At 71.2% G+C, this 26,888-nt stretch carries 24 protein-coding genes; 13 read left to right on the top strand and 11 right to left on the bottom strand.

Translation table 11 applies throughout. The features are described 5' to 3' along the window. The first annotated feature begins 346 nt into the window (after window positions 1-346). On the top strand, window positions 347-2,533 hold the full coding sequence (locus KO717_RS18245; RefSeq protein ID WP_301368929.1) for a BTAD domain-containing putative transcriptional regulator: 2,187 nt from the start codon (window positions 347-349) through the stop codon (window positions 2,531-2,533). Between the two features lie 29 nt (window positions 2,534-2,562). Here the strand turns inward: KO717_RS18245 and KO717_RS18240 are convergent, their stop codons facing one another. The 11 genes from KO717_RS18240 to ddaH (KO717_RS18190) form a co-directional block, all read right to left on the bottom strand. Next, a complete protein-coding gene (locus tag KO717_RS18240) occupies window positions 2,563-3,219 on the bottom strand; it encodes a LysE family translocator (RefSeq protein WP_301368927.1) in 657 nt (218 codons plus the stop codon). A 20-nt stretch (window positions 3,220-3,239) separates the two neighbouring features. After that, the gene (locus tag KO717_RS18235; protein ID WP_301368925.1) at window positions 3,240-4,535 is read right to left on the bottom strand and encodes an ATP-grasp domain-containing protein; all 1,296 of its coding nucleotides are present in this window, start codon (window positions 4,533-4,535) and stop codon (window positions 3,240-3,242) included. After that, window positions 4,522-5,481 carry an alpha/beta hydrolase gene (locus KO717_RS18230; RefSeq protein WP_301368923.1) on the bottom strand — a complete coding sequence of 320 codons (960 nt, stop codon included), beginning with the start codon at window positions 5,479-5,481 and terminating at the stop codon, window positions 4,522-4,524. The genes KO717_RS18235 and KO717_RS18230 overlap by 14 nt, the downstream gene beginning before the upstream one ends. 62 nt (window positions 5,482-5,543) lie before the next feature. Beyond that, window positions 5,544-6,830: an MDR family MFS transporter gene (locus KO717_RS18225; RefSeq protein ID WP_301368922.1), complete on the bottom strand. Its 1,287-nt coding sequence runs from the start codon at window positions 6,828-6,830 to the stop codon at window positions 5,544-5,546. Next, the gene (locus tag KO717_RS18220; RefSeq protein ID WP_301368920.1) at window positions 6,827-8,077 is read right to left on the bottom strand and encodes an ATP-grasp domain-containing protein; all 1,251 of its coding nucleotides are present in this window, start codon (window positions 8,075-8,077) and stop codon (window positions 6,827-6,829) included. Before KO717_RS18220 ends, KO717_RS18225 begins: the two co-directional genes overlap by 4 nt. Window positions 8,078-8,200: 123 nt before the next feature. After that, the gene (locus KO717_RS18215; protein ID WP_301368919.1) at window positions 8,201-8,575 is read right to left on the bottom strand and encodes a Rieske 2Fe-2S domain-containing protein; all 375 of its coding nucleotides are present in this window, start codon (window positions 8,573-8,575) and stop codon (window positions 8,201-8,203) included. Next, window positions 8,566-9,981, bottom strand: coding sequence for an iron-containing redox enzyme family protein (locus KO717_RS18210; RefSeq protein ID WP_301368918.1), 1,416 nt, complete (start codon window positions 9,979-9,981; stop codon window positions 8,566-8,568). Before KO717_RS18210 ends, KO717_RS18215 begins: the two co-directional genes overlap by 10 nt. Window positions 9,982-10,059: 78 nt before the next feature. Next, window positions 10,060-11,145, bottom strand: coding sequence for a 50S ribosomal protein L11 methyltransferase (locus KO717_RS18205; RefSeq protein WP_301368916.1), 1,086 nt, complete (start codon window positions 11,143-11,145; stop codon window positions 10,060-10,062). 282 nt (window positions 11,146-11,427) lie between these two features. Further along, complete coding sequence (locus KO717_RS18200) at window positions 11,428-12,183, bottom strand: 2OG-Fe(II) oxygenase (protein ID WP_367401532.1); 756 nt, start codon at window positions 12,181-12,183, stop codon at window positions 11,428-11,430. A gap of 32 nt (window positions 12,184-12,215) precedes the next feature. Continuing rightward, a complete protein-coding gene (locus KO717_RS18195; protein WP_301368913.1) occupies window positions 12,216-12,770 on the bottom strand; it encodes a methylated-DNA--[protein]-cysteine S-methyltransferase in 555 nt (184 codons plus the stop codon). A gap of 107 nt (window positions 12,771-12,877) precedes the next feature. Beyond that, window positions 12,878-13,744 carry a dimethylargininase gene (ddaH, locus tag KO717_RS18190; RefSeq protein ID WP_030714021.1) on the bottom strand — a complete coding sequence of 289 codons (867 nt, stop codon included), beginning with the start codon at window positions 13,742-13,744 and terminating at the stop codon, window positions 12,878-12,880. Between the two features lie 318 nt (window positions 13,745-14,062). Between ddaH (KO717_RS18190) and KO717_RS18185 the strand changes: the two genes are divergently transcribed. The 12 genes from KO717_RS18185 to KO717_RS18130 are packed head-to-tail and all read left to right on the top strand — an operon-like array spanning window position 14,063 to window position 26,878. Further along, window positions 14,063-15,373 carry a SidA/IucD/PvdA family monooxygenase gene (locus KO717_RS18185; protein WP_301368911.1) on the top strand — a complete coding sequence of 437 codons (1,311 nt, stop codon included), beginning with the start codon at window positions 14,063-14,065 and terminating at the stop codon, window positions 15,371-15,373. Window positions 15,374-15,427: 54 nt separating this feature from the next. Next, on the top strand, window positions 15,428-15,796 hold the full coding sequence (locus tag KO717_RS18180) for a cupin domain-containing protein (protein ID WP_301368910.1): 369 nt from the start codon (window positions 15,428-15,430) through the stop codon (window positions 15,794-15,796). Next, window positions 15,793-17,412, top strand: a complete 1,620-nt coding sequence (locus KO717_RS18175) for a class I tRNA ligase family protein (protein WP_301368908.1) — start codon at window positions 15,793-15,795, stop codon at window positions 17,410-17,412. Before KO717_RS18180 ends, KO717_RS18175 begins: the two co-directional genes overlap by 4 nt. A 15-nt stretch (window positions 17,413-17,427) precedes the next feature. Next, window positions 17,428-18,726: an MFS transporter gene (locus tag KO717_RS18170; RefSeq protein ID WP_301368906.1), complete on the top strand. Its 1,299-nt coding sequence runs from the start codon at window positions 17,428-17,430 to the stop codon at window positions 18,724-18,726. A 14-nt stretch (window positions 18,727-18,740) separates the two neighbouring features. Next, complete coding sequence (locus tag KO717_RS18165; RefSeq protein WP_301368905.1) at window positions 18,741-19,994, top strand: ATP-grasp domain-containing protein; 1,254 nt, start codon at window positions 18,741-18,743, stop codon at window positions 19,992-19,994. Further along, on the top strand, window positions 19,987-20,811 hold the full coding sequence (gene ddaH / locus KO717_RS18160; protein WP_301368904.1) for a dimethylargininase: 825 nt from the start codon (window positions 19,987-19,989) through the stop codon (window positions 20,809-20,811). The genes KO717_RS18165 and ddaH (KO717_RS18160) overlap by 8 nt, the downstream gene beginning before the upstream one ends. After that, complete coding sequence (locus KO717_RS18155) at window positions 20,808-21,143, top strand: hypothetical protein (RefSeq protein WP_301368902.1); 336 nt, start codon at window positions 20,808-20,810, stop codon at window positions 21,141-21,143. The genes ddaH (KO717_RS18160) and KO717_RS18155 overlap by 4 nt, the downstream gene beginning before the upstream one ends. Beyond that, window positions 21,140-22,918 carry an ABC transporter substrate-binding protein gene (locus KO717_RS18150; protein ID WP_301368900.1) on the top strand — a complete coding sequence of 593 codons (1,779 nt, stop codon included), beginning with the start codon at window positions 21,140-21,142 and terminating at the stop codon, window positions 22,916-22,918. The genes KO717_RS18155 and KO717_RS18150 overlap by 4 nt, the downstream gene beginning before the upstream one ends. Beyond that, a complete protein-coding gene (locus tag KO717_RS18145; protein WP_301368898.1) occupies window positions 22,918-23,421 on the top strand; it encodes a YbaK/EbsC family protein in 504 nt (167 codons plus the stop codon). The genes KO717_RS18150 and KO717_RS18145 overlap by 1 nt, the downstream gene beginning before the upstream one ends. 5 nt (window positions 23,422-23,426) lie before the next feature. Continuing rightward, window positions 23,427-24,689: an ATP-grasp domain-containing protein gene (locus tag KO717_RS18140; protein WP_301368897.1), complete on the top strand. Its 1,263-nt coding sequence runs from the start codon at window positions 23,427-23,429 to the stop codon at window positions 24,687-24,689. Window positions 24,690-24,725: 36 nt separating this feature from the next. Beyond that, the gene (locus tag KO717_RS18135) at window positions 24,726-25,871 is read left to right on the top strand and encodes an NAD(P)/FAD-dependent oxidoreductase (RefSeq protein WP_301368896.1); all 1,146 of its coding nucleotides are present in this window, start codon (window positions 24,726-24,728) and stop codon (window positions 25,869-25,871) included. A 29-nt stretch (window positions 25,872-25,900) separates the two neighbouring features. Next, window positions 25,901-26,878 carry an MmcQ/YjbR family DNA-binding protein gene (locus tag KO717_RS18130; RefSeq protein ID WP_301368894.1) on the top strand — a complete coding sequence of 326 codons (978 nt, stop codon included), beginning with the start codon at window positions 25,901-25,903 and terminating at the stop codon, window positions 26,876-26,878. Window positions 26,879-26,888: the final 10 nt, after the last annotated feature.

The raw sequence follows: 26,888 nt of genomic DNA, 5'->3' as shown, positions 1-26,888 counted from the left end.
TCCTGGGCGTGACGGAGATCGTGTTCGGGCGAGATCGTGAGGGACTGGCCATTTCTCGCCACCTGGCCGGTATTCGAGGGATTCCGAAAACCGGAGGTACAAGGGGTGCGATGCGACCGGTTCGGAACAAAGGGGGCGAGCCCCCTTGACCAGTGGTCGCACCGCGAAGCTAGAGTTGCGAACGAGTTGTGGGCGCTCGGCCGGATCGCTCACGGTTCGGGTTGGCCAAGATCCGGCGAGGTCTCGGGGGAGGCGTGGTGGCGACCGTTCTGCACACAGCAATGGAAAAACGATTCACAAGACGTTTCCTTCCTCCCTTCCTTTCGGCCGTTCCCGCATTCCGGGCATGATGGGGAACCGTGTCCGCGGCACGGCGACCGCGGACGAGGACTTAAGCAGCAACAGTTGGTCGTTCGGCGAACGGCTTCTCTCGTTCCGGGGACGGGAGGGACTGACCCAGCGCGAGCTGGCGGAACGCGCCGGGGTGAGCGTGCGGGTCCTGCGGGACATCGAGCACGGCCGGGTGCACCGGCCCCAGACGCGGACCGTGCGGCTCCTGGCCCGTGTGCTGGGCCTCGACGCGGACACCGCACGGCAGTTGGCGCCGCCCGCGCGTGAGCCCGTACGCCCGGGGAGCGAGCGGCTCCACATCGGCATCCTCGGTCCGCTCTCCGTCCGGTACCGAGGCGTCGAGACCCACGTCCACGCGGCCAAGGTACGGCGCCTGCTGGCCCTGCTCGCCCTGCGGTACCCCGAGGCGGCCGGCCTGGGAGAGATCACCCACGCGCTGTGGCCGAAGGACCCGCCGCGTTCGTACCAGAACCTGGTGCACACCTACGTCAGCCAGGCGCGCCGGGTGCTGCTGCTCCCCGGCGGCCAGGCGGGGGCTCCGGCCCCCTCGTTCCTGGCGCGCACGCACACCGGCTACGTGCTGGAACTGGAGCGCGACCAGGTCGACCTGACGCAGTTCCAGGACCTGTGGGCACGGGCGCGGCAGGCGCACGGGGCCGGAGACGCGGAAGCCGCCCACGAGCTGGCCGAACGCGCCTACGGCTGCTGGCGCGGCCCGCTGCTGGCCGGCGAACCGCTGCTGCCGCACCACCCCGCCGCCATGGCGGCCGCCCGGCAGCGGGTGGAGAGCCTGCTGCTCTACACGGACCTCTCCCTGCAGGTGCGGAGGCCCGAGCGGGTGCTGGGGGCCCTGCGCGGTGCCACGGAGGAGGAACCGCTGCACGAGGGACTCCAGGCGCGGCTGATGCTGGTGCTGGCGAGCTGCGGGGAGCAGCGGGAGGCCTTGAAGATCTACTCCGAGGTGGCCCGCGGACTCGACCGGGAGCTGGGCGTCCAGCCCGGTGACGAACTGCGCCGCGCCCACCTGCGGATCCTGCACCAGGAGCTGCCGTGGCCGCGGACGGGACCGGCGGCCGCGTGGGCCGCGTTCGACGTGCCGGCCGCGCCCGCGCCCCGGCCGGCCGCGCCCCCGCCGAGGCCCCGGCCGTCCCAGACACCGGCCGTGAGCCCGGGGTTCGTCGGCCGCGCCGCCGAGCTGAAACGGCTGGACCGGCTGCTCCTGCCCACCGGCGAGCGGGTCGGGCAGGTCCCGGCCGTGCTGGTCACGGGCTTTCCCGGGGTGGGCAAGACGGCGCTGGCCGTGCGCTGGGCGCACCGGGTGCGCGAACGGTTCCCGGACGGGCAGCTGTACGTCGACCTGCACGGGTACGCCGACCGGCGGGCGCTGCACCCGCAAGAGGTCCTCGCCTCGTTCCTGCGCGCCCTGGGCGTCCCCGACGGGGAGCTCCCCCGGTCCCTCGACGAGGCCGCGAACCTGTACCGCACCCTGCTGTCGGACCGGCGGATGCTGATCGTGCTGGACAACGCGCGCGACGAGAGCCAGATCCGTCCGCTCGTTCCGGGAGCGGCCGGCTGCGCGGTCCTCGTCACCAGCCGCGACACCCTGCCGGGACTGGTGGCCCGGGACGGTGTGCCGCGCCTCGACCTCTACGTGCTCGGTGAGGACGAGGCGCTCACCCTGCTGTCCCGGCTGCTGCGCAGCGGACGGGTGGATGCCGAACCGCTGGCCGCGCGGGCGCTGAACCGGCAGTGCGGAGGTCTGCCCCTGGCGATCCGGCTGCTCGCGGCCCGTCTGGAGGAGCATCCCCGGGTCGGGATCGCCCAGCTCTGCGTGGAGCTGCAGGAGTCCGGGGCGTTCAGGGAACTGCCGGTCGAGACGGACGACCTGTTCACCGCGGTCCACGCGGCGATCGAACTCTCCTACGTGTCCCTGCCGGAGCCCCTGCGCCGCTGGTTCCGGCTGTTCGCGCGGACCGAGGGCCGGCTCGTCAGCGGCTACGCCATGGCGGACCTGGCGGGGACGACCCCGCTGGAGGCGACGCGCGCACTGCGCCGCCTGGTCGGGGTGAGCCTGCTCCGGGAGTGTGCGCCCAACCGGTTCTCGCTCCCCGCTCCGCTGCTGCGCTATGCGCGCAGACTGGCGCTGCGGGAGGACGCGCAGTGCCCGCTGCGGCCGGTGTGACCGCAGCGGGGCGCAGGCAGGCGGCCGGGTCACCCGCCGAGCGCCAGCCGGACGGCGAAGAGCCCGAACACGGCGGCGGTGAGGCTGTCGGCGATCCGCAGCACCCGCGGTGAGCGGAGGTGCGGTGCGAGCCGGTGGACCAGCCTCATCCAGGTGAGGAGCCAGAGCAGGCCCAGGGCCAGGTAGCAGGCGGCCAGCAGCGGGACGCCGGCCTCGGGGGCCATGCCCGCGGGCACGAACTGGGGCAGGAACGCCATCAGGAAGATGCCCACCTTGGGATTGGACCCGGTGCACAGCAGGCCCTGCCCGAAGGCCTGGCGCACCGAGGGGCCGGCGTGGCCGGCCGCTCGCCCGGACGGCGCGGGGCCGGCGGGCGGTTCGCCCGTCGCGTGCACGGGGACGGCGACCGTGGCCTGGGGTGACGGCGCCGGGGCCTCGGCGCCGGCCCGGCCGGTGGCCCGCCGCACGGCGAGCACGGCCCAGCCGAGCAGCACCACCGCGCCGGCCCAGCGGAAGGCCGCGAAGAGCCCGGGGCTCGCCGCGAGGAGCGCGGCCAGCCCGGCCGCGCCGAGCCCGGCCTGGACGGCTCCCGCGGTGATCATGCCGAGCGCGGCGGCGGTGGCCACCCGCAGGGAGCCGTTCAGCACCAGGTTGGTGATCATGACGAGGTCGGGCCCGGGTGTCATGATCACCACCAGGGAACTGATCAGGAAAGCGGCGGTGTTGATCGCTGCTCCTCGATGGAAAGCAGGCGTTCCGCGGCCCGGACGGCCTCGTAGTCCCGCTGGATCTGCCCGGCGTCGGGGTGGGCGAGGATCACGAATCCGAAGTTGAGACTGTCGACCAGGTCCCGGGTGGCGGGGACGTGGTCGCCGTCGGACAGGTTCTGGATCGAGAAGTGGTGGCTGGGGAGGTCGCGGACGCCGTCCAGGGCGGCCGTGCCGCGGACGGTTCCGGAGCGGGGCGCGATGTGGAAGACGCACATCTGGTGGACGAGCAGCTCGTAGCTCTGCGGGAGTTCACCCCCGGTCAGCCAGCGCACGGTCCGGTCGATCTGGCTGTCGCCGGTGGCGTTGCGGTTGAACCGCGGCTGGCCGCCGCCGTGCGGCCGGGCACCGAGCTCGATGAGCAGCGGTCCCTCCGCCGTGCCCATCACCTCGACGTGGGCCGAGCCGAAGCGCAGGCCCACCGCGTCCAGGACGCCGAAGACGTACTCCGTGATGCCGGGCAGGGCCGGATCGTCCGGCGGGAGCCATCGCATGGTGTCGTAGACGGCCATGTGCGGACCGTTGTCGACCTTGCGGTAGGCGCACACGTCGACCACGGCGTGCTTGCCGTCGTGGCTGAAGGTGTCGATCACGTATTCGGTGCCGGTGACGAACTTCTGGACCAGGAGCCGGTCGTCGACCTCGCCGAACTGGTTGACCCGGCCGAGCTGGCGCGCGAACACCGTCCGCCAGTCCTCGCCGCCGGCCAGCTTGATCACACCGTCGGTGCTGGCGCTCTTGGGCGGCTTGACGACCAGGTCCGCCCCGGCCAGGCCCTCGCGCTCCAGCCAGGCCGCCACCTCGTCGGCGTCGGCCGTGCAGATCTGCGGGATGACCGGCAGGCCGGCCGCCGCGACGGCGGCCGCCATGGCGCTCTTGTCCCTGCGGGCATCGGCGAGTCCGGGTGCGTTGCACCGCTCGGGCGTCACGAGCGGGGCGAGCCGTTCGGCCAGTTCCACCCCGGACTCGCAGCCCGCCACGACACAGCGCGGGTCCAGCGCCCGCAGCCGCTCCGCGACGGCCTCCAGGTCGCCCTCGTAGACGATGATCTCGGGGAAGTCCTGCGGCTGGTAGGAGGAGGCGTAGGCCTCCGGCGGCCGGGGGCCGGTGACCACCGCCACGACCGGGACGCCGTGATCGGCCAGCGTCTGTGCGAACAGGGCCCCCGAGGAATACGGGTCCACGATCACGCAGGGGCCCTGCGGTGCGTCCGGGGTCCGCTCAGCGCTCGTCACGGCCGGCCGCCTCTCCGGCCGCCAGGGCGGCCACGGCGTCGCAGTAGCGCGCGAAGAACGCCCCGGCCGGCTCGCTGATCCGGCGGGCGCGCACCGGGGCGTGCACCATCCCCTCCTCCATCACGTACGTCACCGGCGTGCCGTTCTGCCGCAGCCGGGCGGTGTACTTCTCGGCGTCCACGCGCAGCGAGTCCATCTCGCAGCCCACGACGTAGGCGGGCGGCAGGTCGTGGAAGGTGCCGGTGAGCAGCGGCGAGACGTACGGGAGGTCCGCCTGTCCGGGCTCCGGGCAGTAGCACGCGGTGTAGAACTCCATCTCCCCGCCGGAGAGCAGGGGCGCGTCCTCGCCGCCGTGCCGCCACCGGGTGAAGTCGAGCACCGGGCTGATCACCGCCTGGCCGCGCAGCCGGGGGCCGCCCCGGTCGCGGGCGATCATCGAGAGGACGACGGCCATGTTGGCCCCGGAGCTCTCTCCGCAGAGCACCGCGCCCTCGGGGTCGATGCCGTCGAGCCCGAGCCCGGGCAGGTCGGCCAGCGTGCCGCACAGTCCGGCGTAACAGTCCTCCAGCGGGCCGGGGTGCGGGTTCTCCGGGGCCATGCCGAAGTCGAGGGCGATCGCCACCAGACCGGTGCGGTCGGCGAGTTCGGCGACCAGGCTGTGGTGGCTGTGGAGGGAGCCGATGACGAAGCCGCCGCCGCGTATGTAGAACAGCACGGCGTCGCCGGTGCGCCGGGCCGGCTCGTAGATGCGGATCCGGGCGGTCCGGCCGCCGTGGGTGACGCTCGCGTCCCGGTGGCTGACGCCCTCGGGCACGGGGATCGGGAGGACCTCGGTCAGCCCGTCGTACAGGGCGCGCTGTCGTTCGACGGGGTAGGTGTAGAAGTCCGGCGGCAGGGCGCCGTCGACCGTCTTCACGAAATTCTCGATGCCGTCTGCGTAGGCCATGGGCAGCTTCGCTCACTTCCGGATCACGGCGTGCCGGCGAACCGCGGCACGGGGGAGAGGGCTCAGGGGGTTTCGGCGGGCGTCGGCGCGGCGGCCGGCTCGGCGTCCGCGGTCCGCTGCCGGCGGTCGGCGGGGGGTTCGGCCATGCCGATCAGGGTGACGACGACGGCGAGGGCGGTCAGTGCTCCGCACAGCCACCACACGGAGGCGGCCGAGGCCTGCCAGGCCGCGATGCCGATGACCGGGCCCACCGCGTAGCCGATCTGCATCGGGAAGGCGGAGGCCGCGATGTAGCGGCCCCGCAGGTGCGCGGGGGCGACCTTGCCGGGCCAGGCGGAGGCGGTCGGGGTGCCGATCATCTCGCCGACCGTCCACACCACCGTCGCGATCACGAACATGGCCATGCCGGGACCGGCCACGTACAGGTTCATGCCGACGCCGACCAGGCCGACGCCCAGCGCGACGGCGAACCGTCCCGGGAGGTGCTGCACGTACTTGGTGAACAGCAGTTCCAGGCAGATGACCATGGCCGCGTTCAGCGAGAGCAGGGTGGAGTAGAAGGTCGGCCCGTGGCCGTCCGCCTTGAGCTGGAGCGGCAGCGCGGAGGTGTGCTGGATGTAGACGACGGCGTTGAGGAACAGCGCCAGCAGGAACAGCAGGTAGCGCCGGTCGCGGAGTACGGCCAGGTACGACGCGCCGTCGGCCTGCGGATCCCGGGCGCCGGGACCGGGGGTCGTGCCCGTGCGGACCAGGACCAGGGCGAAGAGGGCGAAGCCGACCGAGGTCACCGCATCGATGTAGAACATCAGGTCGTACGAGTAGCTGATGAGCAGGGCGCCGAGCAGGGGGCCCGCGGTGGTGCCGAGGTTGAACGCCATGCGGTAGACCGCGAACACCATCACGTGGTGTTCCTCGGGGGTGGCCTCCACCAGCAGCGCCGAGGAGGCGGGCCGGTAGGCCTGGGCCGCGATGCCGATCACGGCGGCCACCGTGATCACCACGGGCAGGCTGTCGAGGTAGACCAGGCTGAGGGTGAGCAGGCCGGCGAGGGCCATCGATCCGACGATGGTCCACGCGTAGCCGACCCGGTCGGAGATCGAGCCGCCCGCCAGGACGCCGACGACCGAGCCCACCCCGTACGCGCCGAGGGCGAAGGCGGCCGCGGACGTGCTGAAGCCCTTGTCGGTGAGGTAGAGCACCAGGTAGATCTGGAGGAAATTGCCCAGCCGGTTGATCAGCATGCCGACCAGGACCAGCCAGATCGGCCCCGGGATCCCGCGCAGGGTCTGTACGACGGACGGCCGGGCGGCCTTGCGGCCCTCCGGAGAGTCGTGTCCGGTGTTCGTCACGGAGCGGGTACCTCCGCCGGGCGGGAGTCGAGCTCCACGATCTCGGGGGCGCTCAGCAGGGCGGCGCGGGCCTGCTCGACCGAGTCGGCGAGGGCGATCACGCGGGCGTAGCGGGAGATGTAGCCGCGCGGCGGCAGACGCAGCACCGCGCCGGGGCTCGCCATCGCGTCGGCGCTGTGGACGCCGGCCGGGAAGCGGTCCTCGTGGACGGTCACCGCGTCGATCTCGATGTCCTCGTCCGGGTACAGGAAGGCGATGGCCGCGGCCTTGCGGTGGCGGACCTCGGTGTCCGGGCGGACCCCCGCGGCGGTGTCCGCCGCCGCCATCGCGACGTCGACACCGGTGGCCAGTTCCCCGAGGTAGGGGATCATGTCCCCGCCGAGGCGGGCGTTGACCTCCATCAGGCGCAGTCCGCCGGCGGTGATGCGGAATTCCGTGTGGCTGACGCCGGTGTGGAAGTCCAGCGCGGCGTGCGCGGACCGCAGCGCCTCCAGCAGTCCGGGATCGGTCAGCAGCGGGTCGGCGCCGTCGACCTCGTGGCCCGTCTCCTCGAAGAAGGGCGCCAGGCCGACCTGCTTGCGGGCGACGACGAGCGGAACGCACTCCCCGTCGAAGAAGACCGCGTCGACGCTGATCTCGGGGCCGTCGGCGAATTCCTCGACGAGCACCGACACGTCGAAGACGGGAACACCGGGGTAGGAGGCGCCGGAGGCCGCCCGGTAGGCGTTCTCCACGTCATCGGGGCCGTCGGCCTTGCGCACGCCCATCCCGCCGGCCAGGCCGCGCGGCTTCAGCACGACGGGGAAGCCGATCTTCTCCGCCGCCGCCCGGGCCTCGGCCAGGGACCGTACGCCGATCGAGGCCGGCTGCGGCACCCGGGCCGCCTCCAGCGCGGACCGCGTGGCGGCCTTGTCCCGGCAGGCGATGACGGACTCGGGGGAGTTGCCCGGCAGCCCGAGCGCCCGGGCCACGTGCGCGGCGGGGGTCACGAGCCCCTCGTCGTAGCAGAACACACCGGCCAGGGTGTGCTCGGCGGCCACCTGCCGGGCGGCCGCCGTCAGCGCGTCCGGGTCGGTGTTGTCCACGATCGTGGAGCCCACGACGTACGGCTCTTCCCAGCTCACCGGAGCGGGCTGGAGGAGCCATAACGCGTAACGCGTGCTCACCGTCCGCAGAATGAACTCCCTGCTGCGCTGACCGCTGCTTCCGATCAGCAGCAGAAGCGGCTTCTCGCCGTCCCACGCCATGGTCCACACTCCTCGTTCGTCGTGATGCCTTCGGCCGGTGCGCCGCCACCTGTAGAACACCGGGTCGGTGCAGGCCGTTGCACCCGGCGCCGGATGTCCGGCGCCGGGTGCAACGGGATGGGATCAGACCGCCGCACCCGGGCGGGCGAGTTCGGCCGACAATGGCCGGTACTCACGGCTGGTGCGGCCGCATACGTCGCCCGGGGCCGTCGCGGCGCGGGCGGGACGGTCGGGCAGGACCGCCGTGACCCGGTTCCCGGTCCGCACGGCCGGGATCTCGCCCCGCAGCCGCGCCGCGGACGTCTTGCGGTCGTGCCAGGGGCAGATGAGCCGGTCGGCGTCCGGCGTCACACCGGCCAGGTGGAGCGGGCCGCCGCGGTGGGGGCACTGGGCGTTCATCACGAAGCCGCGGCCGCCGACCGTGGCGTACACGTACGCCGTCCCGGAGACGACCACGCAGTTCTCCCGCCCCGCGACCGGGAAGCTCACTACAGGCATTTGCGGTAATCCCCCACCGAGTGGATCTCGTAGACACACTCCTCGGACAGAATGTCGGCGCCGTGCAGCCGGTTGCGCCGGATGACGACTCCCTCCCCGGCCTCCAGCGTCAGCGACGAGCCGAGCCCGCTCTCGAAGCGCATGGTGCCGGAGACGATGTGGCAGAGCTCGTCGCCCTCGTGGCAGTGCGTGTTCGACAGCTCGTTGAACGGCTCGACCAGGTGCGCCACCGGCGCCTGGACCCGGCCTTCCCTGATGGCCTCGTAGACGGGGCCGTGCAGCTTCTTGAGCTCCGGCTGGTCGTCCATCCAGGAGATCTGCGCGACGAAGTCCTTGTCGGCGACCTCCAGCAGCACCCGGTACTCCTCGATGCCCCGGACGATCTCGGGGATGATCCCCTCGCCGTGCGCCTCGATGAGCGGCGCGATGATCTTCTCGCGCGCCATGCGGCCGTGGTGCTGGTCGATGTGGACGTGCTCGGTGAAGTAGGTGGTGTCGACGGAGTCGCCGAAGACGCCGTGCAGCAGGCGGTCGGCGCGCCGGCAGAAGTCCACCAGCGAGCTCTCGGTGTAGAACAGGGCGCCGACGTAGCGGAAGAACAGCTCGTGGTTCTTGCCCAGGTAGTGGAAGTAGTTGTTCAGCAGCAGGCTGCTGTTGAGGTAGTACTGCCAGTACCGGTGGAGGTCGGACTTCAGGCCGACGGACTCCAGCGTCCGCTCGAACAGGGTGCTGTGCTTGGTGTCGTGCACGCCGTAGCCGTACTCGTCGATGACGACCTTGAACCACTCGGACTGGACCGGCCCGTAGTAGCCGAGGACGTTGCGCATCATCGGCGACGCCTCGGACAGGAAGTCGGGGGCGAACTGCACCAGCCACATGCGGGCGGCGCGCTCGGGGTCGGTGGAGCCGGTGATGGCCGCCTCGATCGGTGACAGTTCCTCGCCGCCGCCCATGTTGAGCGAGTCGAGGTAGCTGTCCAGGCTCGCCCTGGTCCACTTGCCGGACGTCTCGACCTCGTCGTCGAGGAAACCGAAGGCGTAGCGCTCCAGAGCGGGGCGTATTCGCTCCCCGAGCGCCCGGTTGGCCGGACTGTAGAACGCGCGGAAGTCCTCCTCCTTGCCCTCCAGGCCGGACTTGGGGAAGAACACCAGGTCCGCCTCGTAGACCGAGGTGAGCAGGCGCTGCACGGCCAGGCTCGTGTAGTCGAGGATGTTCTCCCGGCCCGGCACCTTGTCGAAGTCGAGGTGCGGCAGGATCTGCGGGCGCAGCTGGCGGCGGTAGGGGTTGTCGTCGTTCTGCCAGTCCAGGTTGTCGAGGAAGATCGGGTTCGTGGCGTACTGCACGATCGCGTCGCGCAGTTCGGTGCCGCTGAGTTCGAACGGGACGTGCTGCGGTGCGTGACTCATTGCGTTCTCCTTGGTCCGGATGCGCAGGAGGTACGGCCGGCGGCGCGGGGTGGGTCCGCGGGCGGTGTCGGTGGGACGTCAGACGTGCACGCTGAGGGAGAAGTCGCTCCACCGGAGCCGGAGCGGGACGTTCTCGCCCGCCTTCACCTGGACGGACTTCTCCAGCGGGACCCAGCCCTGCATCCAGTGCGACCGGGTGTTCTCCGGGGAGTTGGTCAGTGTGGTGCCGGCCGCCATGTCCAGCTCGAACCAGACGACCAGGGCGTGCGCCTCCCCGTCGCTGCTCGCGGTGAGGTCGACCTGGCGTTCGCCCGGTTCCAGGGGGTCCCCGGCCAGGTCGAACTCCACGACCGTGGCGGTCTCGGACAGGAACCGGTGGGGCCAGGTGCTCAGGCGCACCGGGAGGTGGCCCCGGGTGGACAGCGTGTTCATCAGCGAGACGTCGAAGCCGCCGGCCGTCGTGACCTGGTTGAGCCGCAGGATGTCCTCGCTGCTGACCAGCCGGCCCAGGATCCGGGCCGCGGAGGGGAACATGATCCCGCCGGGCTTCAGCAGATGCCGGCGCGCGTGCCGGATCGACGGCAGCAGCCCCTCGCCGATCAGCCCGCAGTCGACGATCTCCGAGACCAGCACGTCCACCGGGCCGTCGAGGTCATGGCCGATCTCCAGCGCGGTCGACGGCTTTCCGATCACCGTGATGACGTCGCTGAAGCCGTGGGCGTCGATCACCTGCCGGGCCACCTCCGCGAGCAGCGGATTCATCTCGCAGGTGATGACGCGGGCCGCGCCGGCCCGGGCCGCCGCCATGGCGAGCAGCCCGCTCCCCGAGCCGATGTCCAGCACGGTCGCTCCGGCCGGGACGCCACGAGCCAGAGCGCCGGCCAGGGCGTCATTGCGCTCGGTGTCGTTCAGCATCGCGAAGTGCCAGCGGGGAACGGTTCTGCGGGCGATCCGGGCGAAGACCTCGGAGTCGGTCGACGGACGGCCCGCCGGAGTCGTGAGCAGTGCGGACGCCTGCTCGGCGATGTCGTTCATCTCCTGCGCCAGCGATTGCAGGGACGCGGTGATGAGCCGGTGTTGAGAGCTGTCGACCGCAAGGCCCGGACCGTCGGGTCCGGGATCGTGCCCTGACGTCGTGACCTGTGCGCCCTGGACGTGCTGCATGTTCGCCACCGCTCCTCACGTTGGACCGCCCGATCAGCCGTGGTGCACGACGGCTCGTCAAGATCGGCGCTCCGTCGCAAGGCGACCGTACGGAAGCCAGGTGGTGCGGAACTTCAGCGGAACTCCAGCGCGAGCGGCGGTTCTGCCGGGGGCGGGCGCGCCGTACGGGGCGCTGACCCGCAGGAACCGCGGGTTCCGCCGATCCGCTGGAACGGGGCGGCAGAAACCGGGTCCTCGGACCGGTTGATTCCGCCGCCTCCCGGTATAGACATCCGACCGCTCCTACCGCGCGTCGTGGAAGATGACGCCCAGTACGTGGCGCTCCCCGCTGAGGACGGCGCTCACGCCGTGCCGCAGCGTCACCCGGCTCCAGCCGCGCACCGAACGCACCGGGCGGTGGTCGACCGTGAAGATCAGGCCCTGGCCCTGGGTCGGCCGTCTGACGAGCGGGCGGGACTGGGCGCGCGGGCGCTGTTCGACGAACACGCTCTCCCCGCCGGTGAAGTCCTCGTCCGGGCGGTCGAGCATGATCGCCACCTGGAGCGGGAAGGTCAGGTCACCGTAGACGTCCTGGTGCAGGCAGTTGTAGCCGCCCCGCCCGTACCGGAGCAGGAGCGGGGTCGGGCGGTGCTGCCCGGCGGCCGCGCACGCCTCGACCAGCCCCGCGTGGTCGGGGGCGAAGGCCGGCTGCCCCAGACGCCGCGCCCAGTCGTTGGCGATCAGGGCGAGCGGCGGGTACAGCCGCTCCCTCAGGTCCTGGACGAGCTCGGGCAGCGGGTAGGCGAAGTAGCGGTAGAGGCCCTCGCCGAAGCGGTGCCGCGCCATGGTCACGGTGCTGCGGAAGGCCGTGGGGTGGTCGAAGAGGTCCCGCAGCTCCGCACACTGCTCGGCCGACAGCAGCGGCGGCGTCACCGCCACCCCCTCGGTGTTCAGTTCCGCGGCCAGCCGCGTCCAGTCGAGGGTTCCGGGCGCGGAGGGGGCGAAGACCGGGCCGGGCAGTTCGAGGCCGGGGAGCTGGGACGGCTCGTACGCGCTCACATGCTCTGCTTTCTGCGGCGGGGAGGGCGGATTCAGGCGGCCGGCGCGGCCGCGGCTTCGAGGGCGAGCAGATGGCGCTTGGCCTCCAGCCCTCCCGCGTAGCCGCTGAGACTGCCCGTGGAGCCGATGATCCGGTGGCAGGGCAGCACCACGCACAGCGGATTCGCTCCCAGCGCCGTGCCGACGGCACGCGCGGCGCCGGGCCGCTCCAGCGCCCGGGCGAGTTCCGCGTAGGTCGCGGTGCGCCCGTACGGGACGAACTCGGCCAGCATCAGGTTGGTGCGCCGGCTGAACGGGGTGGCGAGCCGCAGGTCCGTCGCGACGGTGAAGTCCCGGCGCGTCCCGGCCAGGTACGCGTCGATCTGCTCCCGGGCCTCGTCCAGGACCTTGCGTCCCGGTGCGCCCGCCTCCCCCGGTCCGGCCGGGCGCAGTCCGGCCCGGCCCAGGCGCTCCGCGGCTTCCTCGGTGGTGCCGTAGCAGCACAGCACGAGCGCGTCGTCCGTCGCCGCCAGCACGAGCGGCCCCAGGGCCGTGGGATGGATCTCCACCGTGGCGGTGGTATCGCTGAGCGGACCGGGGGTCGGCATGGCGGGACTCCTTCGTTCGTCATGATCTTCGTTCGTCACGACCCGGCCCACCGCCAGGGCCGTGCGGCGACGGTAGAAACACCGTCGCCGCCGAAAGGGTTGCGCGGTCAGCGATCGCGCAGCTCCAGCGTGCAGCACTTGACGCTGCCGCCGGCCTTGAGGAGCTCGGAGAGCTCGACCCCGATCGGCTCGAAGCCGCGCGCCCGCAGCTTCGCGTGCAGGCCGGTGGCCGCGGCCGGCAGGAGCACGTGGCGGCCGTCGGAGAAGGCGTTGAGGCCGAAGACGGCCGCGTCCTCGGCGGTGGCCAGGATCGCCGTGGGGAACATGGCGCGCAGTACGGCCTGGCTGCCCTGGGAGAAGGCGGCCGGGTAGTACATGACCTCGTCCTCGGACAGCACGGAGAGCGCGGTGTCCAGGTGGTAGTACTCCGGGTTCACCAGGGTCAGCGAGGTGACCGGGAGGCCGAAGAACTCCTGCGCCTCCGCGTGGGAACGCGGGTCCGTGCGGAAGCCGGTACCGGCCAGCAGGCGGCGGCCGACGGTGAGGATGTCACCCTCGCCCTCGTTGACGAATTCGGGCCACAGCGAGTCCGTGTAGCCGCGGCCCTCCAGCCACCGCAGGTACGCGGGCCCCTCGGCGGTGCGCTCCGCGTGCCGGAACCGGGCCCCGTAGACCTTGCCGTCGACGACGGTGGCGCCGTTGGCCGCGAACACCATGTCGGGCAGGCCCTCGATGGGGTCTATCTCCTCGACCACGTGGCCGAGTTCGAGATACAGGTCGCGCAGGCCCTCCCACTGGCTGACGGCGAGCGCGTTGTCCGTGGCGTGCTGCGGGTTCATCCACGGGTTGATCGAGTACGTGACGTCGTAGTGCCGGGGACGGCACATCAGCAGACGTCGGCGCGTGGCGACCCGTGTGGGGCTCTCGGAACGGTAGAGCGCGCCGGCAGGGGTGATGGGCTCGGTGAGCGGCACGAGGGCTCCTTCTCATGGGGTTTCGATGGAAGCCCGGCTGCCCGAGGGATGGTTCGGCCAGCCGGATGCGTGTGACGCAACTGATCACAAGACCCCATGGAAATGGGGCTCGGAGTTGACCGGAAGTAATCGTGGACACCGGCCAATCAACGCGCCCGCGAGGGCCGCCGCCGAGTTGATTGTCCGTGGCCGAGACGGCTTCCGGGCAATCGGGCGGCGCCATGGAATGTGGTCATCACCCGGGAGGCAACGCAAGGACGCGAACCGTCCTGCCTGACCGTACGAACCTGTCCACCTGTTCCATCTGGAGGTACTTCCATGGCGCATCGCAATGTCGAACTGCTCGCAGTCGGCGCAGGCCCGGCGAACCTGGCGCTGGCGGTCGCCGTCGAGGAGCTCGCACCCGAGCTGGCCGGAGACACCCTGCTGATCGAGCGCGAGCAGGACATCGTGTGGCAGCGCGGCATGCTGCTGCCCGACGCGCTCAGCCAGGTGTCCTTCCTCAAGGACCTGGTCACCATGCGCAATCCGACCAGCAGATTTTCCTTCGTCAATTTCCTTCACTCGCAGGAACGTCTCGACGCTTTCGTCAACCTTGCGAGTTTCGTTCCTTACCGCAGCGAGATATCCGAGTACCTGCAGTGGGTCGCGAATGAACTGGAGACGGTGCAGGTCGAATACGGCCGTGAATGCGCCGGCGTCGAGGCGGTGACGGGCGACGACGGCGAGGTCGCCGGCTGGCTGGTCACCCTGGCCGACGGCGACACCATCGGCTGCCGCTACCTCGTGATCGGTGCGGGCCGTGACGCCCACGTCCCCGCCGTGTTCGACGGTCTGCCGGCCGAGCGCGTCATCCACAGCACCCAGTACACGCAGCGCATCGCCGGGGTGCGGGCCGACCTGCCGCACCGCGTCGCGGTGATCGGCGGCGCCCAGAGCGCGGCCGAGCTGTTCGGCGCCGCGCTGCGGGACCTGCCCGAGTGCAAGCCGACGATGATCATGCGCTCCATCGGTCTGAACGGCTACGAGAGCAGCAAGTTCACCAACGAGCTCTACTACACGTCCTTCATCGACGAGTTCTACGGCTCCTCGCCCGAGGCCCGCCAGCAGCTCCTCGGCGAGATGTACCGCTCCAACTACGGCGGTCTCTCGCCCGCCACGCTCGACGGCCTGTACCGGCAGTTCTACCAGGACCGCCGTTCCGGCCAGGAGCGCCTGGGCATGCACGCCATGACGGACGTGACCGGCGCCCGCATGGACGGCGACGAGGTCGTCCTGACCCTCGTCGACCGCAAGTCGGGCGCCGAGCGGGAGATGCGCACGGACCTGGTGCTCCTGGGCACCGGCTTCGTCCGCGAGATGCCGTGGGCGGTCAAGGCCCTCGCCGAGTCGATCGGTGTCGAGGAGATCAACGTGAGCCGCAACTACCGGCTCGACCTCGGCCGCCCCGCGACCGCCGCCTGCTACCTGCAGGGCGTCAACGAGGCCACCCACGGCATCGCCGACTCGCTGCTCAGCGTGCTCGCGGGCCGCTCCGCCGAGATCACCCAGGACATCCTGGCGCACCGCCGGAACCGTTCCGCGGACGCCCCGGCCCCGCGCGAACTCGCGCTCGCCGGCGCGGTCTGAGACCCGCGCGCCCCTCACAAGCCGTACCCGCCTGACGAGGAGAGACCGAAGCACATGCTCACCCAGCCACTCGACCGCGAAGGACTGACGCACGAGAACGGCCTCGACGCGCAGCGGCTGCTGCCCTGGCCCGAGCTCAACGCCCCGTTCGAAGGGTCCTGGTGCGTGATCCGCCCCGGCACCGCATCGACCGCCCACGCCCACCACGAGTACGAGATCTTCATCGCCGTCGCAGGCACCGCCGTCCTGGAGTCGCAGGGCGTCCGCAAGCCCTTCACGACCGGGGACATCGTGCACTTCACCCCGGGCTCCGACCACCGGGTGATCAACGAGTCCGACGAGGACTTCGAGATGTACAGCGTCTGGTGGGACCTCGACATGACACAGCGGTTCGCAGCTCGCCACCAAGGAGCCCAGGCATGACACGCCGTACGGTCATCATCGCGCCGCCGCCGACCCCGAACGGGGACCTGCACACCGGGCACCTGGCGGGCCCCTACCTGGCGGGCGACGTGTACGCACGCTACCTGCGGGCGTCGGACCGGCCGGTGATCTTCACCAGCGGTACCGACGACAGCCAGACCTACGTGGTGGCCAGCGCCGCCCGCGCCGGTCTGACCCCGGAGGAGCTGGCCCTGCGCTCCGCCACGCAGATCCGCGCCACCCTGGAGGCGGCCGGCGTCTCCGTCGACGGCTTCGCCCCCTTCGACAAGGGCTACCGCCAGACCGTCGTCGACTTCGTCACCGACCTCCACAGCGAGGGGGCCTTCCGGCTGAAGACGGTGCTGCTGCCGTACGTCGAGGCCACCGGCGAGTACCTGATGGAGGGCCTGGTCGCCGGCGACTGCCCGGTGTGCCTCGTCGAGAGCCGCGGCGGACTCTGCGAGTCCTGCGGCCACCCCAACAACTTCGACGAACTGCTGCGTCCGCGCTCCACCGTCGACCCGGACGCCGTGGTCACGCACCGCGAGGCGCAGATCCTCGTGCTGCCGATGGAGGAGTACCGCGACCGGCTCGCCGACTACTACGTCCGCCACCGGGACGTGCTGCGCCCGCACACCGCGCAGCTCGTCCGGGAGGCGCTGGACCGCCCGCTGCCGGACTTCCCGATCACCTACCCGACCGCGTGGGGCATCCCGGCGCCGTTCACCGAGACGCCGGGCCAGGTCCTCAACGCCTGGGCCGAGGGCATGGCCGCCTCGATGTACTGCACCTGGTACGCGGCCGAGCAGCTCGGTGAGCACACCGACCGCTTCGACGAGCACTGGCTGTCCGAGCACGGCATCGACCTCGTGTACTTCCTCGGATTCGACAACGTCTACTTCTGGGGAATGACGCACCTGGCCCTGCTGATGGCGCACGGCGACCGGTACGTCGAGCCGCACGCCATCGTGTCGAACGAGTTCTACGAACTGGAGAACCAGAAGTTCTCCACAAGCAAAGGCCACGTGGTGTGGGCCGCCGATCTGGTGGCCGAGGTACCGCGTGACCTGGTGCGCTTCTACCTGGCGCTCACCGCGCCGGAGCACTCCCGGACGAACTTCAGCCGTGAGGCGCTCGACAGCCTGTCGAGCTCCCGGCTGGTCGATCCGTGGAACCACCTCGCGGGCCGGCTGGACGCGCTGCTCACCGGCGTTCCGGCGGACGCGCTGCTGCCGGTCTCCGGGACCGGTGCCCAGGAGGCGGGGATCGTCGTCGAGCGGTTCCGCTCCCACTACGAGCTGGAGAGCTTCAGCCTCCACCGGGCCGCGGACCTGATCGTCGTCCACCTCGACCGGCTGCTGAAGCAGGCGGACCGCGTGGCGGCGGACGTCCCGAGCGACCTCGGCGACCTGGTCCTCGCCGTCCGGACGCTGACCGCGTGCGCCGCTCCGCTGCTCGTCGACCTCGCGGCCCGTGCCGAGGCGGCCGGCGCCGACCTGAGCCTGCCGGCCGGCGCCTTCCCGGCCGACCCCGTCGCTCCGCTGCGACTCCCCCTCCTGTCGACCGCGGTCGGGGCCTTCGCGCCCGTGGCCGAGCCGGCCGACATCCGAGCCTGACCTCCGAGGAGCACTGTGTCCACGATCGCCCCGCCCCGTCCCAATCGGGCAGAACGACTGCTCATCCCCGCCACCTTCATCACCAACCTCGGCAACGGCATCCAGCTCACCGCCGCCTCCTACCTGGTCTTCACCGAGGCCAACACCATGCTCGCGGTCAGCTGGCTGATGATCGCCGTCACCATCCCGCAGGTGGCGCTGTCCCTCTTCTTCGGCAAGCTCGCCGACCGCTTCGACCGCCGCACCCTGGCGATGATCTCCGACCTGGCCAGCGCGGCCGCCGCGATCGGCCTGCCGGTCTGGCTGGCCCTCGGCGGTAACCCCTCGACCGTCAGCTACGTCGCCAGCTTCATCCTGTCGATCTCCGCGGCCCTCTTCTTCCCGGCCAGCAACGCCCTGATCAAGGAGCGCATCCCGGAGTCCCGGCTCGCCCAGTTCAACGGCAACGCCGAGATCGCCATCCAGGCCGGCACGCTCGCCTCGGCGGCCCTCGGCGGCTGGGTGATCGTCTGGGTCGGCACCACGTCGCTCTTCTACTTCAACGCGATCACGTTCCTGCTCTCCGCCGCCCTGCTGTTCTTCATCGGCCGCCGCCCGGCCGGCCAGGGCACCAGCGCCCCGGAGGCCGCTGCCAAGGCCGCCGCCGCTGCCAAGGCCGCCGCGGCCGGATCCCGCGCACCGCTGGCCCGTCTCGCGCTGCTCTACATCATCGGCAACATCGTCATCATCGTCGGCAACAGCATCATGCTGGTCCTGGTGATCGAGGGCTTCAAGTCCAACGCCGGCTACCTCGGCATCGTCGACGCCCTGTTCGGCATCGGTGCGCTGTTCGCGGCCTGGGCCTTCAAGAAGATCAGCTCCAAGGCCACCGTGCTGAAGACGGCCCTGATCGGCTACCTCGCCTTCGCGGTGCTGCTGTCCCTGGAGTCCGTCCACCTCTACGCCATGATGGCCGTCATCCCCTTCGCCGCCATCGCCTTCTGCGTGGCCCGCATCTCGGCCCGTACCGCCCTGATGAGCGCGGCGCCCGAGGAGAAGACGGGCTTCGTCTTCGGCGCCACCAACGCCTTCGGCCTCGCGGCCGGCACCACCGCCGTCGTCCTGATCTCGCTCCTGGTCGACTCCACCAACGTGAAGAACGGCTTCTACGCCCTCTCCGCCCTGGTCGTGGTCATCGCCACCCTGACCGTCGTCTCGCTCCGCAAGCACGACCGTGAGGTCGCCGCCGCCGAGGCCGCTGCCGCCGCCGAGACCGTGTCCGAGCCGGCCGCCGAGGTCACCGAAGCCGCCGAGCCCGTCCCGGCCAAGGTCTGAGGGGAGAAGCACAGATGAAGCTGCTCGCCATCGAGGCCAGCCAGAACGCCACTTACTACATCTCGCGCTACCAGCAGATCGAAGCCCTCGGGGCCGAGGTCCACGTACTCAACGGCATAGGCACCGAGGACTTCTGGGACGCGGAGCGCTACCGGATCGCCGGCTCCAAGCAGATCGAGGACATCGTCACCGCCGCCAAGATCTGGCACGCGGAGGAGGAGTTCGAGGGGGTCCTGACCTTCTCGGAGTCCGGGGTCGTCACGGTGGCGGTCGTCGCCGAGGCGCTCGGCCTGCCGAGCATCGGCTTCGAGGCCGCCCGGACCAGCCGCAACAAGCTGCTGATGCGCCAGGCCCACGAGCGGGGCAGCGCGGCGCACCCCGGATTCCGGTACGCCCCCGACGTCGAGGCCGCCCTGACGGCCGGTGAGGAGCTCGGCTACCCGCTGATCCTCAAGCCCACCCTGGGCGCCGCCAGCAACTTCGTGTTCAAGGTCGACGACCCCGAGGAGATGCGGGCCCGCTTCGCCGACGCCACCTCGGGCATCGAGACCATGACCTGGGCCCTGATGGAGGCCGACGGACTGGACCTCGGCCCGAACGGGATCATCGTCGAGGGCTACCTCGACGGCCACGAGCACCTCATCGAGGCGCTGGCCTGGGACGAAGAGGTGTACCTCGGCTCCATCGTGGACCGGATCACCGTCGAGAGCGGGACCTTCGACGACGACGTCCACCACGCGCCGAGCTCCCTGACCCCCGAGCAGATCGCAGCGGTTCACGAGGTGGTCCGGGACGCGGCGCACGCCCAGGGTCTGCGCCGGTCGGTGCTGCACGCCGAGGTGAGGTTCCACCAGGGCAAGCCCTTCATCCTGGAGATAGCGATCCGTCCCGGCGGCGGCGGTCTCGACCACATGGCGCGCATCAGCGCCGGCCACGACCCCATCCGGTGCGTGGCGGACGTGGCGCGCGGCATCCGGCCCGACGTCTCCCACTACGCGCCGACCGGTGTGCACACCGCCGCGATGTGCCTGATCAGCGGGGCGGGAACGGTCGAGTCCATCGAGGTGCCGACCGAGGTCGCCGAGGACCCCGCGCTGTTCTTCCTCAAGATCACGGCCACGCCGGGGACCGTCATCAAGCGCCCGCCGGCGGGCAACAACATCCTCGGTTTCATCGGCGCCACCGGCACCTCCCTGACGGAGGCGCTGACCACCGCGCACGTCGCGGCCGGCCGGATCCGCACCGAGATGAGGCCGGAGCATGGCTGAGACCCCGCGGCGCACGGCCACCAGGCGGCACTACCTGATGTGCCGGCCGACCCACTTCGAGGTGACCTACGCGATCAACCCGTGGATGAACCCCGAGAAGCCCATGGACGCCGACCTGGCGCTGGCCCAGTGGGAGCGGATCCGGGACCTCTACCTCGGGTTCGGACACGAGGTCTCCTACATCGACCCGGTCCCGGGCCTGCCGGACATGGTGTTCTCCGCCAACGGCGCCACCGTGGTCGACGGCAAGGTGCTGATCGCGAAGTTCCGCCACCAGGAGCGGGCGGCCGAGGCCGACGCCCACCGGGCCTGGTTCGAGGCCCGCGGCTACACCGACATCCACCTCCCGCAGTACGTCAACGAGGGCGAGGGCGACTTCGCCCCCGCCGGCCGGCGGATCCTGGCCGGCGCGGGATTCCGCAGCGACCCGGGCGCGCACGAGGAGCTCCGCGCGTTCTTCGGCCTGCCGGTGGTCGGCCTGACCCTGACCGACCCCCGCTTCTACCACCTGGACACCGCACTGTTCGTCCTCGACGACGACCTGGTGGCGTACTACCCCGCCGCCTTCTCCGAGGAGAGCCGGGACGCGCTGCGTCAGCTGTATCCGGACGCGATCCTCGCCACCCGCGAGGACGCCGATGCCTTCGGCCTGAACGCGGTGAGCGACGGACTGAACGTGGTCGTGACGGAGACCGCCACGCACCTGATCGGTGAGCTGCGCGAACGCGGCTTCGAGGTGCACGGCGTGGACATGTCCGAACTGCTGAAGGCCGGTGGCGCGGTCAAATGCATCACTCAGGAGATACGACGCCCGTGATCGATTACGACGGCAGAAGTTTCCGCAACACCGGTTACCCGGCGGGCGAGGACGCCCCCGTCGGCCACTACCGCCAGGAAGGCGACCTGCTCTGGGCCGACTTCGACGGAGGCCCCGTCCGCAGGGGCTCGCTGAACGGGCGCGTGGAGCCCGACGGGAACCTCGAATTCGCCTACACGATGGTCCTCGCGGACGGCGAGGTGGTCGCAGGACGGTGCTGGAGCACCCCCGAATTCCTGGACGACGGACGGATCCGGCTCAACGAGCGCTGGGAGCGCTACGGAGCCCACTCGGACAGCGGTGAATCCGCACTGGAGGAGGTAAGGACATGACACCGCCCACCACCCCGCTCCGCGGGGGCAGCGTGACCTGGGCCTGCACCAGCGGCTTCAGCCCGGTCTTCATCTTCCCCTTCACCCCGGGCGAGTACTACGGGGTGGCCAACCTGCACGAATTCCAGACGCTGATGTACCGGCCGCTGTACTGGTACGGCACCGGCGGCCAGCCGACGGTCGACTACGAGCGCAGCCTCGCCGAACCCCCCGAGTGGAGCGAGGACGGCCGCACGGCGACGATTACGGTCAAGCCCTACACGTGGTCGAACGGCGAGAGCGTCAACGCCGACAACGTGATGCTGTGGATGCACCTCCTGGAGGCCGAGAAGGACAGCTTCGGCGGGTACACGCCGGGCTTCTTCCCGGACAACCTGACCGGCTACGAGAAGGTCGCCGAGGACAAGGTCAGCTTCACCTTCGACCGCGCCTACTCGCACAACTGGGTGCTGATGAACCAGTTCAGCACCATCACCCCGCTGCCGAAGGCCTGGGACCGCACCGCCGACGACCGGCCGGCCGACGCCACCCACGACCCGGCCCAGGCCTCCGCGGTCTACGCCTACCTGCGGGCCTGCAACGACGAGCGCAAGAGCTGGGACACCAGCCCCGTCTGGAGTGTGGTCAACGGACCCTGGAAGCTGAGCAGTTACACGATCGACGGAGTCTCCGGCGAGGCCGTCCTCGTGCCCAACGAGAGCTACTCCGGCCCCAACAAGCCCTACCTGGACGAATTCCGCCTGATCCCCACCGGCTCCGACACCGAGCAGTACGAGATGCTCCGCCGCGGCCCCGAGGCCCTGGACGGCGTGCAGATCGGCTTCCTGCCCTTCGACGAGGTCACCGAGCCGGCCGAGGACCTGCTGGCCGGCGGTCCCAACCCGCTCGGCGAGCACTACGACCTCGTCCCCCAGCTCACTTACAAAATCCATTACTTCCCGATCAACTTCAACAACCCCACCGTCTCCGGAAAGATCTTCAAGCAGCTCTACTTCCGTCAGGCACTGCAGTCCTGCCTCGACTCCCGGGGCGCCATCCGCGACGTCTACAAGGGCTACGGCTACCCGACCACCGGGCCCATCCCGGCCCTGCCGGACAGCCCGCTGCTCTCACCCGCCGCGCACGAGGACCCGTACCCCTTCGACGTCGATGCGGCCCGCGCCTTCCTGACGGAGAACGGCTGGGACACCAGCACCACCCCGGCGCTCTGCGTCCGCGAGGGCACCGGCCCCGGGGAGGCGGGCGAGGGCATCCCCGCCGGCACCCCGCTGCGGTTCTCGATGCGCTACGCCCAGGGCCACGAGACCCTGACCGCGGTCATGCGCACGTTCGCCGCCGACGCCGCGAAGGCCGGCATCGAGATCGTGCTGACCGAGGTCGAGGCGAGCGTCCTGGTCCTGGAGGACACCACCTGCACCCCGGGCCCCGACAGCCCCTGCCTGTGGGAGTTCAGCGACTGGAACGGCGGCTGGGGTTACGGACCCGGCTTCTACCCGACCGGCGAGGCGCTCTACTCGACCGGCTCCTCGGTGAACTTCGGCAGCTACAGCGACCCGAAGGCGGACGAGCTGATCGCCCGCACCGTGGTCAGCGACGACCTGGAGGACTTGTACGCCTACCAGGACTACATCGCGCAGCAGGTCCCGGTCATCTGGATGCCCAACTTCCCCTTCCGGCTCCTGGAGGTCGCCAAGGACCTCCGCGGCGTGGCCCCGATCAACCCCTTCGGGCTGATCAATCCCGAGGACTGGCACTACGTCGGCGAGGAACTGTGATGTACCAGAGGCTGCTCGACCACCTCGACGGGCACCAGGCCCGCTACCGGCTGATCGACCACCCCGCCGAGGGCCGCACGGACCTGGCGAGCGTGCTGCGCGGCCACCCGCTGGAGCAGGCCGCCAAGTGCATCGTCGTCCGCGTGAGCATCACCAAGCGGGTCGGCAAGTACGTGCTCGCGGTGGTCCCCGGTGACCGGCAGGTCGACCTGGAGGCGGTCGGCGCCCTGTTCGGCGGCGGGCGGACGGCGTTCGCCACGCCCGAGATCGCCGAGCGCCTGGCCGGCAGCGTCTGCGGCACGGTGATGCCGCTCAGCTTCCACCCCGATCTGCACCTCGTCGTCGACGAGGGCCTGATCCTCACCGAAGAGATCTATTTCAACGCGGCCCGCCTGGACCGCTCCGTGGCCCTGTCCACCCCCGACTACCTGGCCATCGCCCAGCCGCAGCTCGCGGCGATCGCGACGGCCGGCGACCGGGTCCTGACCCACTCCGCGAGGTGACGAAGATGACTGATGACACCAGCCCGACCGACGACGGCGTGGTGATCCTGGTCGGCAGCGGACAGCGCGCCTACCGCGAGTACCTGCTCGCCGGCGCCGCCCGTCGCCGCCCGATCTGGATCCTGGACGCCGCGGATCCCACCTGGCAGGAGCAGTACGTACTGGGCTCCACCACGGTGGAACTGCTCGACCGCGAACGCCTGGTACCCGACACGGAAGGCCTGGTGGAAGCCGCCGAGGCGGTGGCCGCCGAGCACCGCGTGGTCGGCGTGTTCAGCTACGACGAGACGCTCGTGGTGACCACCGCCCTGATAGCCGAGCGGCTCGGACTGCCGGGGCTGACCTCCCGCGGCGCCGACAACTGCCGCAACAAGCACAACACCCGGCAGCTGCTGACCGCCGCCGGACTGCCCCAGCCGCACTTCGCCTACGTGACCGACGCGGAGACGGCCCTGGCCACGGCCGACTCCTTCGGCTACCCGGTCGTCCTCAAGCCCCGCGGCATGGGCGCGAGCATCGGCGTCATACGGGTCGACGGCCCCGACGGGATCCGTACGGCCTTCGAGGTCGCCGACGCCGCCAGCCGCGGCGGGAACAGCGACTACGAGGGCGGGGTGCTGGTCGAGGAGTGCGTCATGGGCCCCGAGATCAGCATCGACGGCGTCGTCTTCGACGGTGCCTGGACCCCGCTCTTCCTCGCGCACAAGGAAGTGGGCCTCGCGCCCTACTTCGAGGAGACCGGCCACGTGGTCAGCGCCACCGACCCGCTGCTCGCCGACGAGGAGCTGCTGGGCGTCCTCCGCGACGCCCACCGGGAGCTGGGCATCGGCTACGGGATCACGCACACCGAGGTGAAGCTCACCACCCGCGGCCCGGTGATCATCGAGGTGAACGCCCGCCTCGGCGGCGACCTCATCCCCTACCTCGGCAGCCTCGCCACCGGTGTGGAGCCCGGGGAACTGGCCGCCGAAGTGGCTGCCGGCGTCCGCCCCGAGTGGACCCCGGCCGAGTCCCGCACCGTGGGGATCCGCTTCCTGTACCCGCCGGAGAACGGCACGGTCCGCTCGGTCGACGTACCCGCCCCCTCGGACGTACCGGGGCTGCTGGAGACGAACGTGATGGTGGCGCCCGGGACGACGCTCCTGCTGCCGCCCGAGGGCTACCTCAGCCGGTACGCCAACCTGATCTGCGCCGGAGACGACTTCCTGAGCTGCGAGGAGTCCCTCGCCAAGGCGGCTGCACTGACCACGATCGTCCTCGACAGCTGACCCGTCGGCCATACGAAAACTGAAGGGAGGTGTGTGATGTCGACGAGGGTGACGGTAGTGGGCGGCGGAGTGATCGCCCTGCTCACGGCGGTCGAGTGCGTGCTCGACGGACACAAGGTCACGGTCGTGGACCAAGGCCCCATCCCGCACAGCAGAGCCACCTCTTTCGACCAGCACCGGATCCTGCGGGCCCTGCACCCGTCGGACCCGCAGGCCACGGCGGCCGCACTGCGTGCGCACCGCCGCTGGGTCGAACTGGAGGAACTGTTCCTGACGCGGTTCTACGAGCAGGTCGGCTCTCTCACCGTCCTGCCGCCCGCGGCCGCGGCCGACGCGGCGGCGATGCTCGCCGACGCCGGCGGCCACGCCCGGGAACTGACGGCGGCCGGCCTGGCCGACCGCTATCCGCACCTGCACGTGGGCGGCGGCCTCGGCGCGGTACTGGAGGACGAGGCGGGCGTACTGCTCGCCGAACGGGTCCTCGCCGCCTGCGTCGGCTGGCTGAAGTGGCAGCGGGGCATCGAGCTGATCGAGCACCGGGCCGTGACCGCCGTCGACGGCGAGAGCGGCAGCGTACGGCTGGTGGACGGGCGGGTGCTGCGCAGCGACGCGGTCCTGGTGGCCGTGGGCCCCTGGTCCCGGGACCTGCTGCCGCAGAGCGTCTCCGAGCAGCTCACCCTGTACCGGCAGTCCCTCCTCTACTGCCGGGTGCCCCGGCAGCAGTCGCAGGCCTGGGCGGCCACTCCGGCCATACCGGCCCTCGGCACCGCGGGCGGAGCCTGGCTGATCCCGCCGGTGGCGGGCACGGCCCTCAAGCTGACCTCGGCCACCGCCTGCCGGGTGGTGGACGCGATCAGCGACTACGCCACCGACCCGTACTGGCAGCGCAGGCTGGAGAAGGAGTTCGCGGACATCCTCCCCGGCTTCGGCCCGGCCTGGGTCACGGCGGCCAAGGACGCCTACTACTCGGCCTTCTCGCCGACGGGCGGCCCGCTGCTGGTCGGCCTGGGCGGCGCGGGATTCGCGTACGCGGCCTGCGGTGGCACATCCTTCAAGTTCGCGCCGCTCATCGCACGGTCGCTGGCCGACCGGCTGATCGGCAGGACTCCGTCGCCGATCGGCCTCGGTGCGCTCGACGGGCCACCGCTGGACGTCCACACCCCGCAGCTCGCGGGACTGTGAGCGGCGGCCGGATGCGCAGGGAGCGGGCAGTGGCAACGGTGGACGACGTACGGCGGCTCGCGATGGGCCTGCCGAGGACCGAGGAGCACCTGGTCCGTGACCGGGTGAAGTTCCGGATCGGCAGCATCGTCTACCTCGCCCTCTCCCGGGACGAGAGCGAACTGGGCTTCGCCTTCCCCAAGGAGGAACGGGCGGCGCTCGTCGCCGCCGAACCGGAGAAGTTCTTCCTGCCCCGGGAGTCCGATCTGCGCTTCAACTGGGCCGAGGCCCGCCTCGGAGCCCTGGACCACGAGGAGCTGACGGAGCTGGTCACCGAGGCCTGGCGGATGGTGGTGCCCGCGAAGGTCGCCCGCGCCCACCTGGATCCGCCGACCGCGCCGCCGCTCCCGCCCGCGCCGTCCCTGCCCGAACTCCGTTCCTCGGCCGAGGTGTTCAACGGCTTCGCGGGCGTGGACCGCAGCTGGCAGGCGCTGCGCGAGGAGACCGGCCACGCCCTGGACCTCTCGCTCGCCGCGCACCGCAGCGCTCTGCACCGCTGGCTGAACTCCTGGGGCTGCCGCATCCGTTACCCGCGCGAGGGCGAGCCCGACACCTTCGGCGAGGGGCTCGCCGCGTGGTGGGAGCGGCACACCCTGGCGCACGCACCGCTGGCCCGGCTCACCCCACGGGAGATCTCCCGGTTCGCCGCCGCCTACGAGGAGCTGGCGGCGCTGCCGATCGGCCGCCGCAGCCTCGGCCCGACCGCCGCGGCCAAGGCGCTGTACGCACTGCGGCCCGACTCGGTCATGCCGTGGGACGCGGCCATCGCGCAGCGGCTGCACGGGGTCCGGGACGGGGCCGCCTTCGCCCGTCACCTGGAGCTCGGCCGGAGCTGGGCGCGTGCGGCGCTGGAGGAGGGCGGCGGTCTCGGCGAGGCGGCGCTGTGCGCCGAGATCGGCCGGCCCGGGGTGTCCCTCGCCAAGATCCTCGACGAGCACCTCTACGTCACGATCACCCACGCGGCCTGACCGCCAGGAG

Origin of the sequence: Streptomyces xanthophaeus (assembly GCF_030440515.1) — a bacterium.
Classification (GTDB): domain Bacteria; phylum Actinomycetota; class Actinomycetes; order Streptomycetales; family Streptomycetaceae; genus Streptomyces; species Streptomyces kutzneri.
This window is presented reverse-complemented; position numbering and strand designations above follow the sequence as displayed.

Bases quoted from the DNA above. Each gene is read 5' to 3' on its own strand.
- KO717_RS18245 (WP_301368929.1), top strand. From the start codon at position 347: ATGATGGGGAACCGTGTCCGCGGCACGGCGACCGCGGACGAGGACTTA.
- KO717_RS18240 (WP_301368927.1), bottom strand. From the start codon at position 3,219: ATGACACCCGGGCCCGACCTCGTCATGATCACCAACCTGGTGCTGAAC.
- KO717_RS18230 (WP_301368923.1), bottom strand. From the start codon at position 5,481: ATGGCCTACGCAGACGGCATCGAGAATTTCGTGAAGACGGTCGACGGC.
- KO717_RS18220 (WP_301368920.1), bottom strand. From the start codon at position 8,077: ATGGCGTGGGACGGCGAGAAGCCGCTTCTGCTGCTGATCGGAAGCAGC.
- KO717_RS18215 (WP_301368919.1), bottom strand. From the start codon at position 8,575: ATGCCTGTAGTGAGCTTCCCGGTCGCGGGGCGGGAGAACTGCGTGGTC.
- KO717_RS18210 (WP_301368918.1), bottom strand. From the start codon at position 9,981: ATGAGTCACGCACCGCAGCACGTCCCGTTCGAACTCAGCGGCACCGAA.
- KO717_RS18205 (WP_301368916.1), bottom strand. From the start codon at position 11,145: ATGCAGCACGTCCAGGGCGCACAGGTCACGACGTCAGGGCACGATCCC.
- KO717_RS18195 (WP_301368913.1), bottom strand. From the start codon at position 12,770: ATGCCGACCCCCGGTCCGCTCAGCGATACCACCGCCACGGTGGAGATC.
- KO717_RS18185 (WP_301368911.1), top strand. From the start codon at position 14,063: ATGGCGCATCGCAATGTCGAACTGCTCGCAGTCGGCGCAGGCCCGGCG.
- KO717_RS18180 (WP_301368910.1), top strand. From the start codon at position 15,428: ATGCTCACCCAGCCACTCGACCGCGAAGGACTGACGCACGAGAACGGC.
- KO717_RS18175 (WP_301368908.1), top strand. From the start codon at position 15,793: ATGACACGCCGTACGGTCATCATCGCGCCGCCGCCGACCCCGAACGGG.
- KO717_RS18165 (WP_301368905.1), top strand. From the start codon at position 18,741: ATGAAGCTGCTCGCCATCGAGGCCAGCCAGAACGCCACTTACTACATC.
- ddaH (WP_301368904.1), top strand. From the start codon at position 19,987: ATGGCTGAGACCCCGCGGCGCACGGCCACCAGGCGGCACTACCTGATG.
- KO717_RS18150 (WP_301368900.1), top strand. From the start codon at position 21,140: ATGACACCGCCCACCACCCCGCTCCGCGGGGGCAGCGTGACCTGGGCC.
- KO717_RS18145 (WP_301368898.1), top strand. From the start codon at position 22,918: ATGTACCAGAGGCTGCTCGACCACCTCGACGGGCACCAGGCCCGCTAC.
- KO717_RS18140 (WP_301368897.1), top strand. From the start codon at position 23,427: ATGACTGATGACACCAGCCCGACCGACGACGGCGTGGTGATCCTGGTC.
- KO717_RS18135 (WP_301368896.1), top strand. From the start codon at position 24,726: ATGTCGACGAGGGTGACGGTAGTGGGCGGCGGAGTGATCGCCCTGCTC.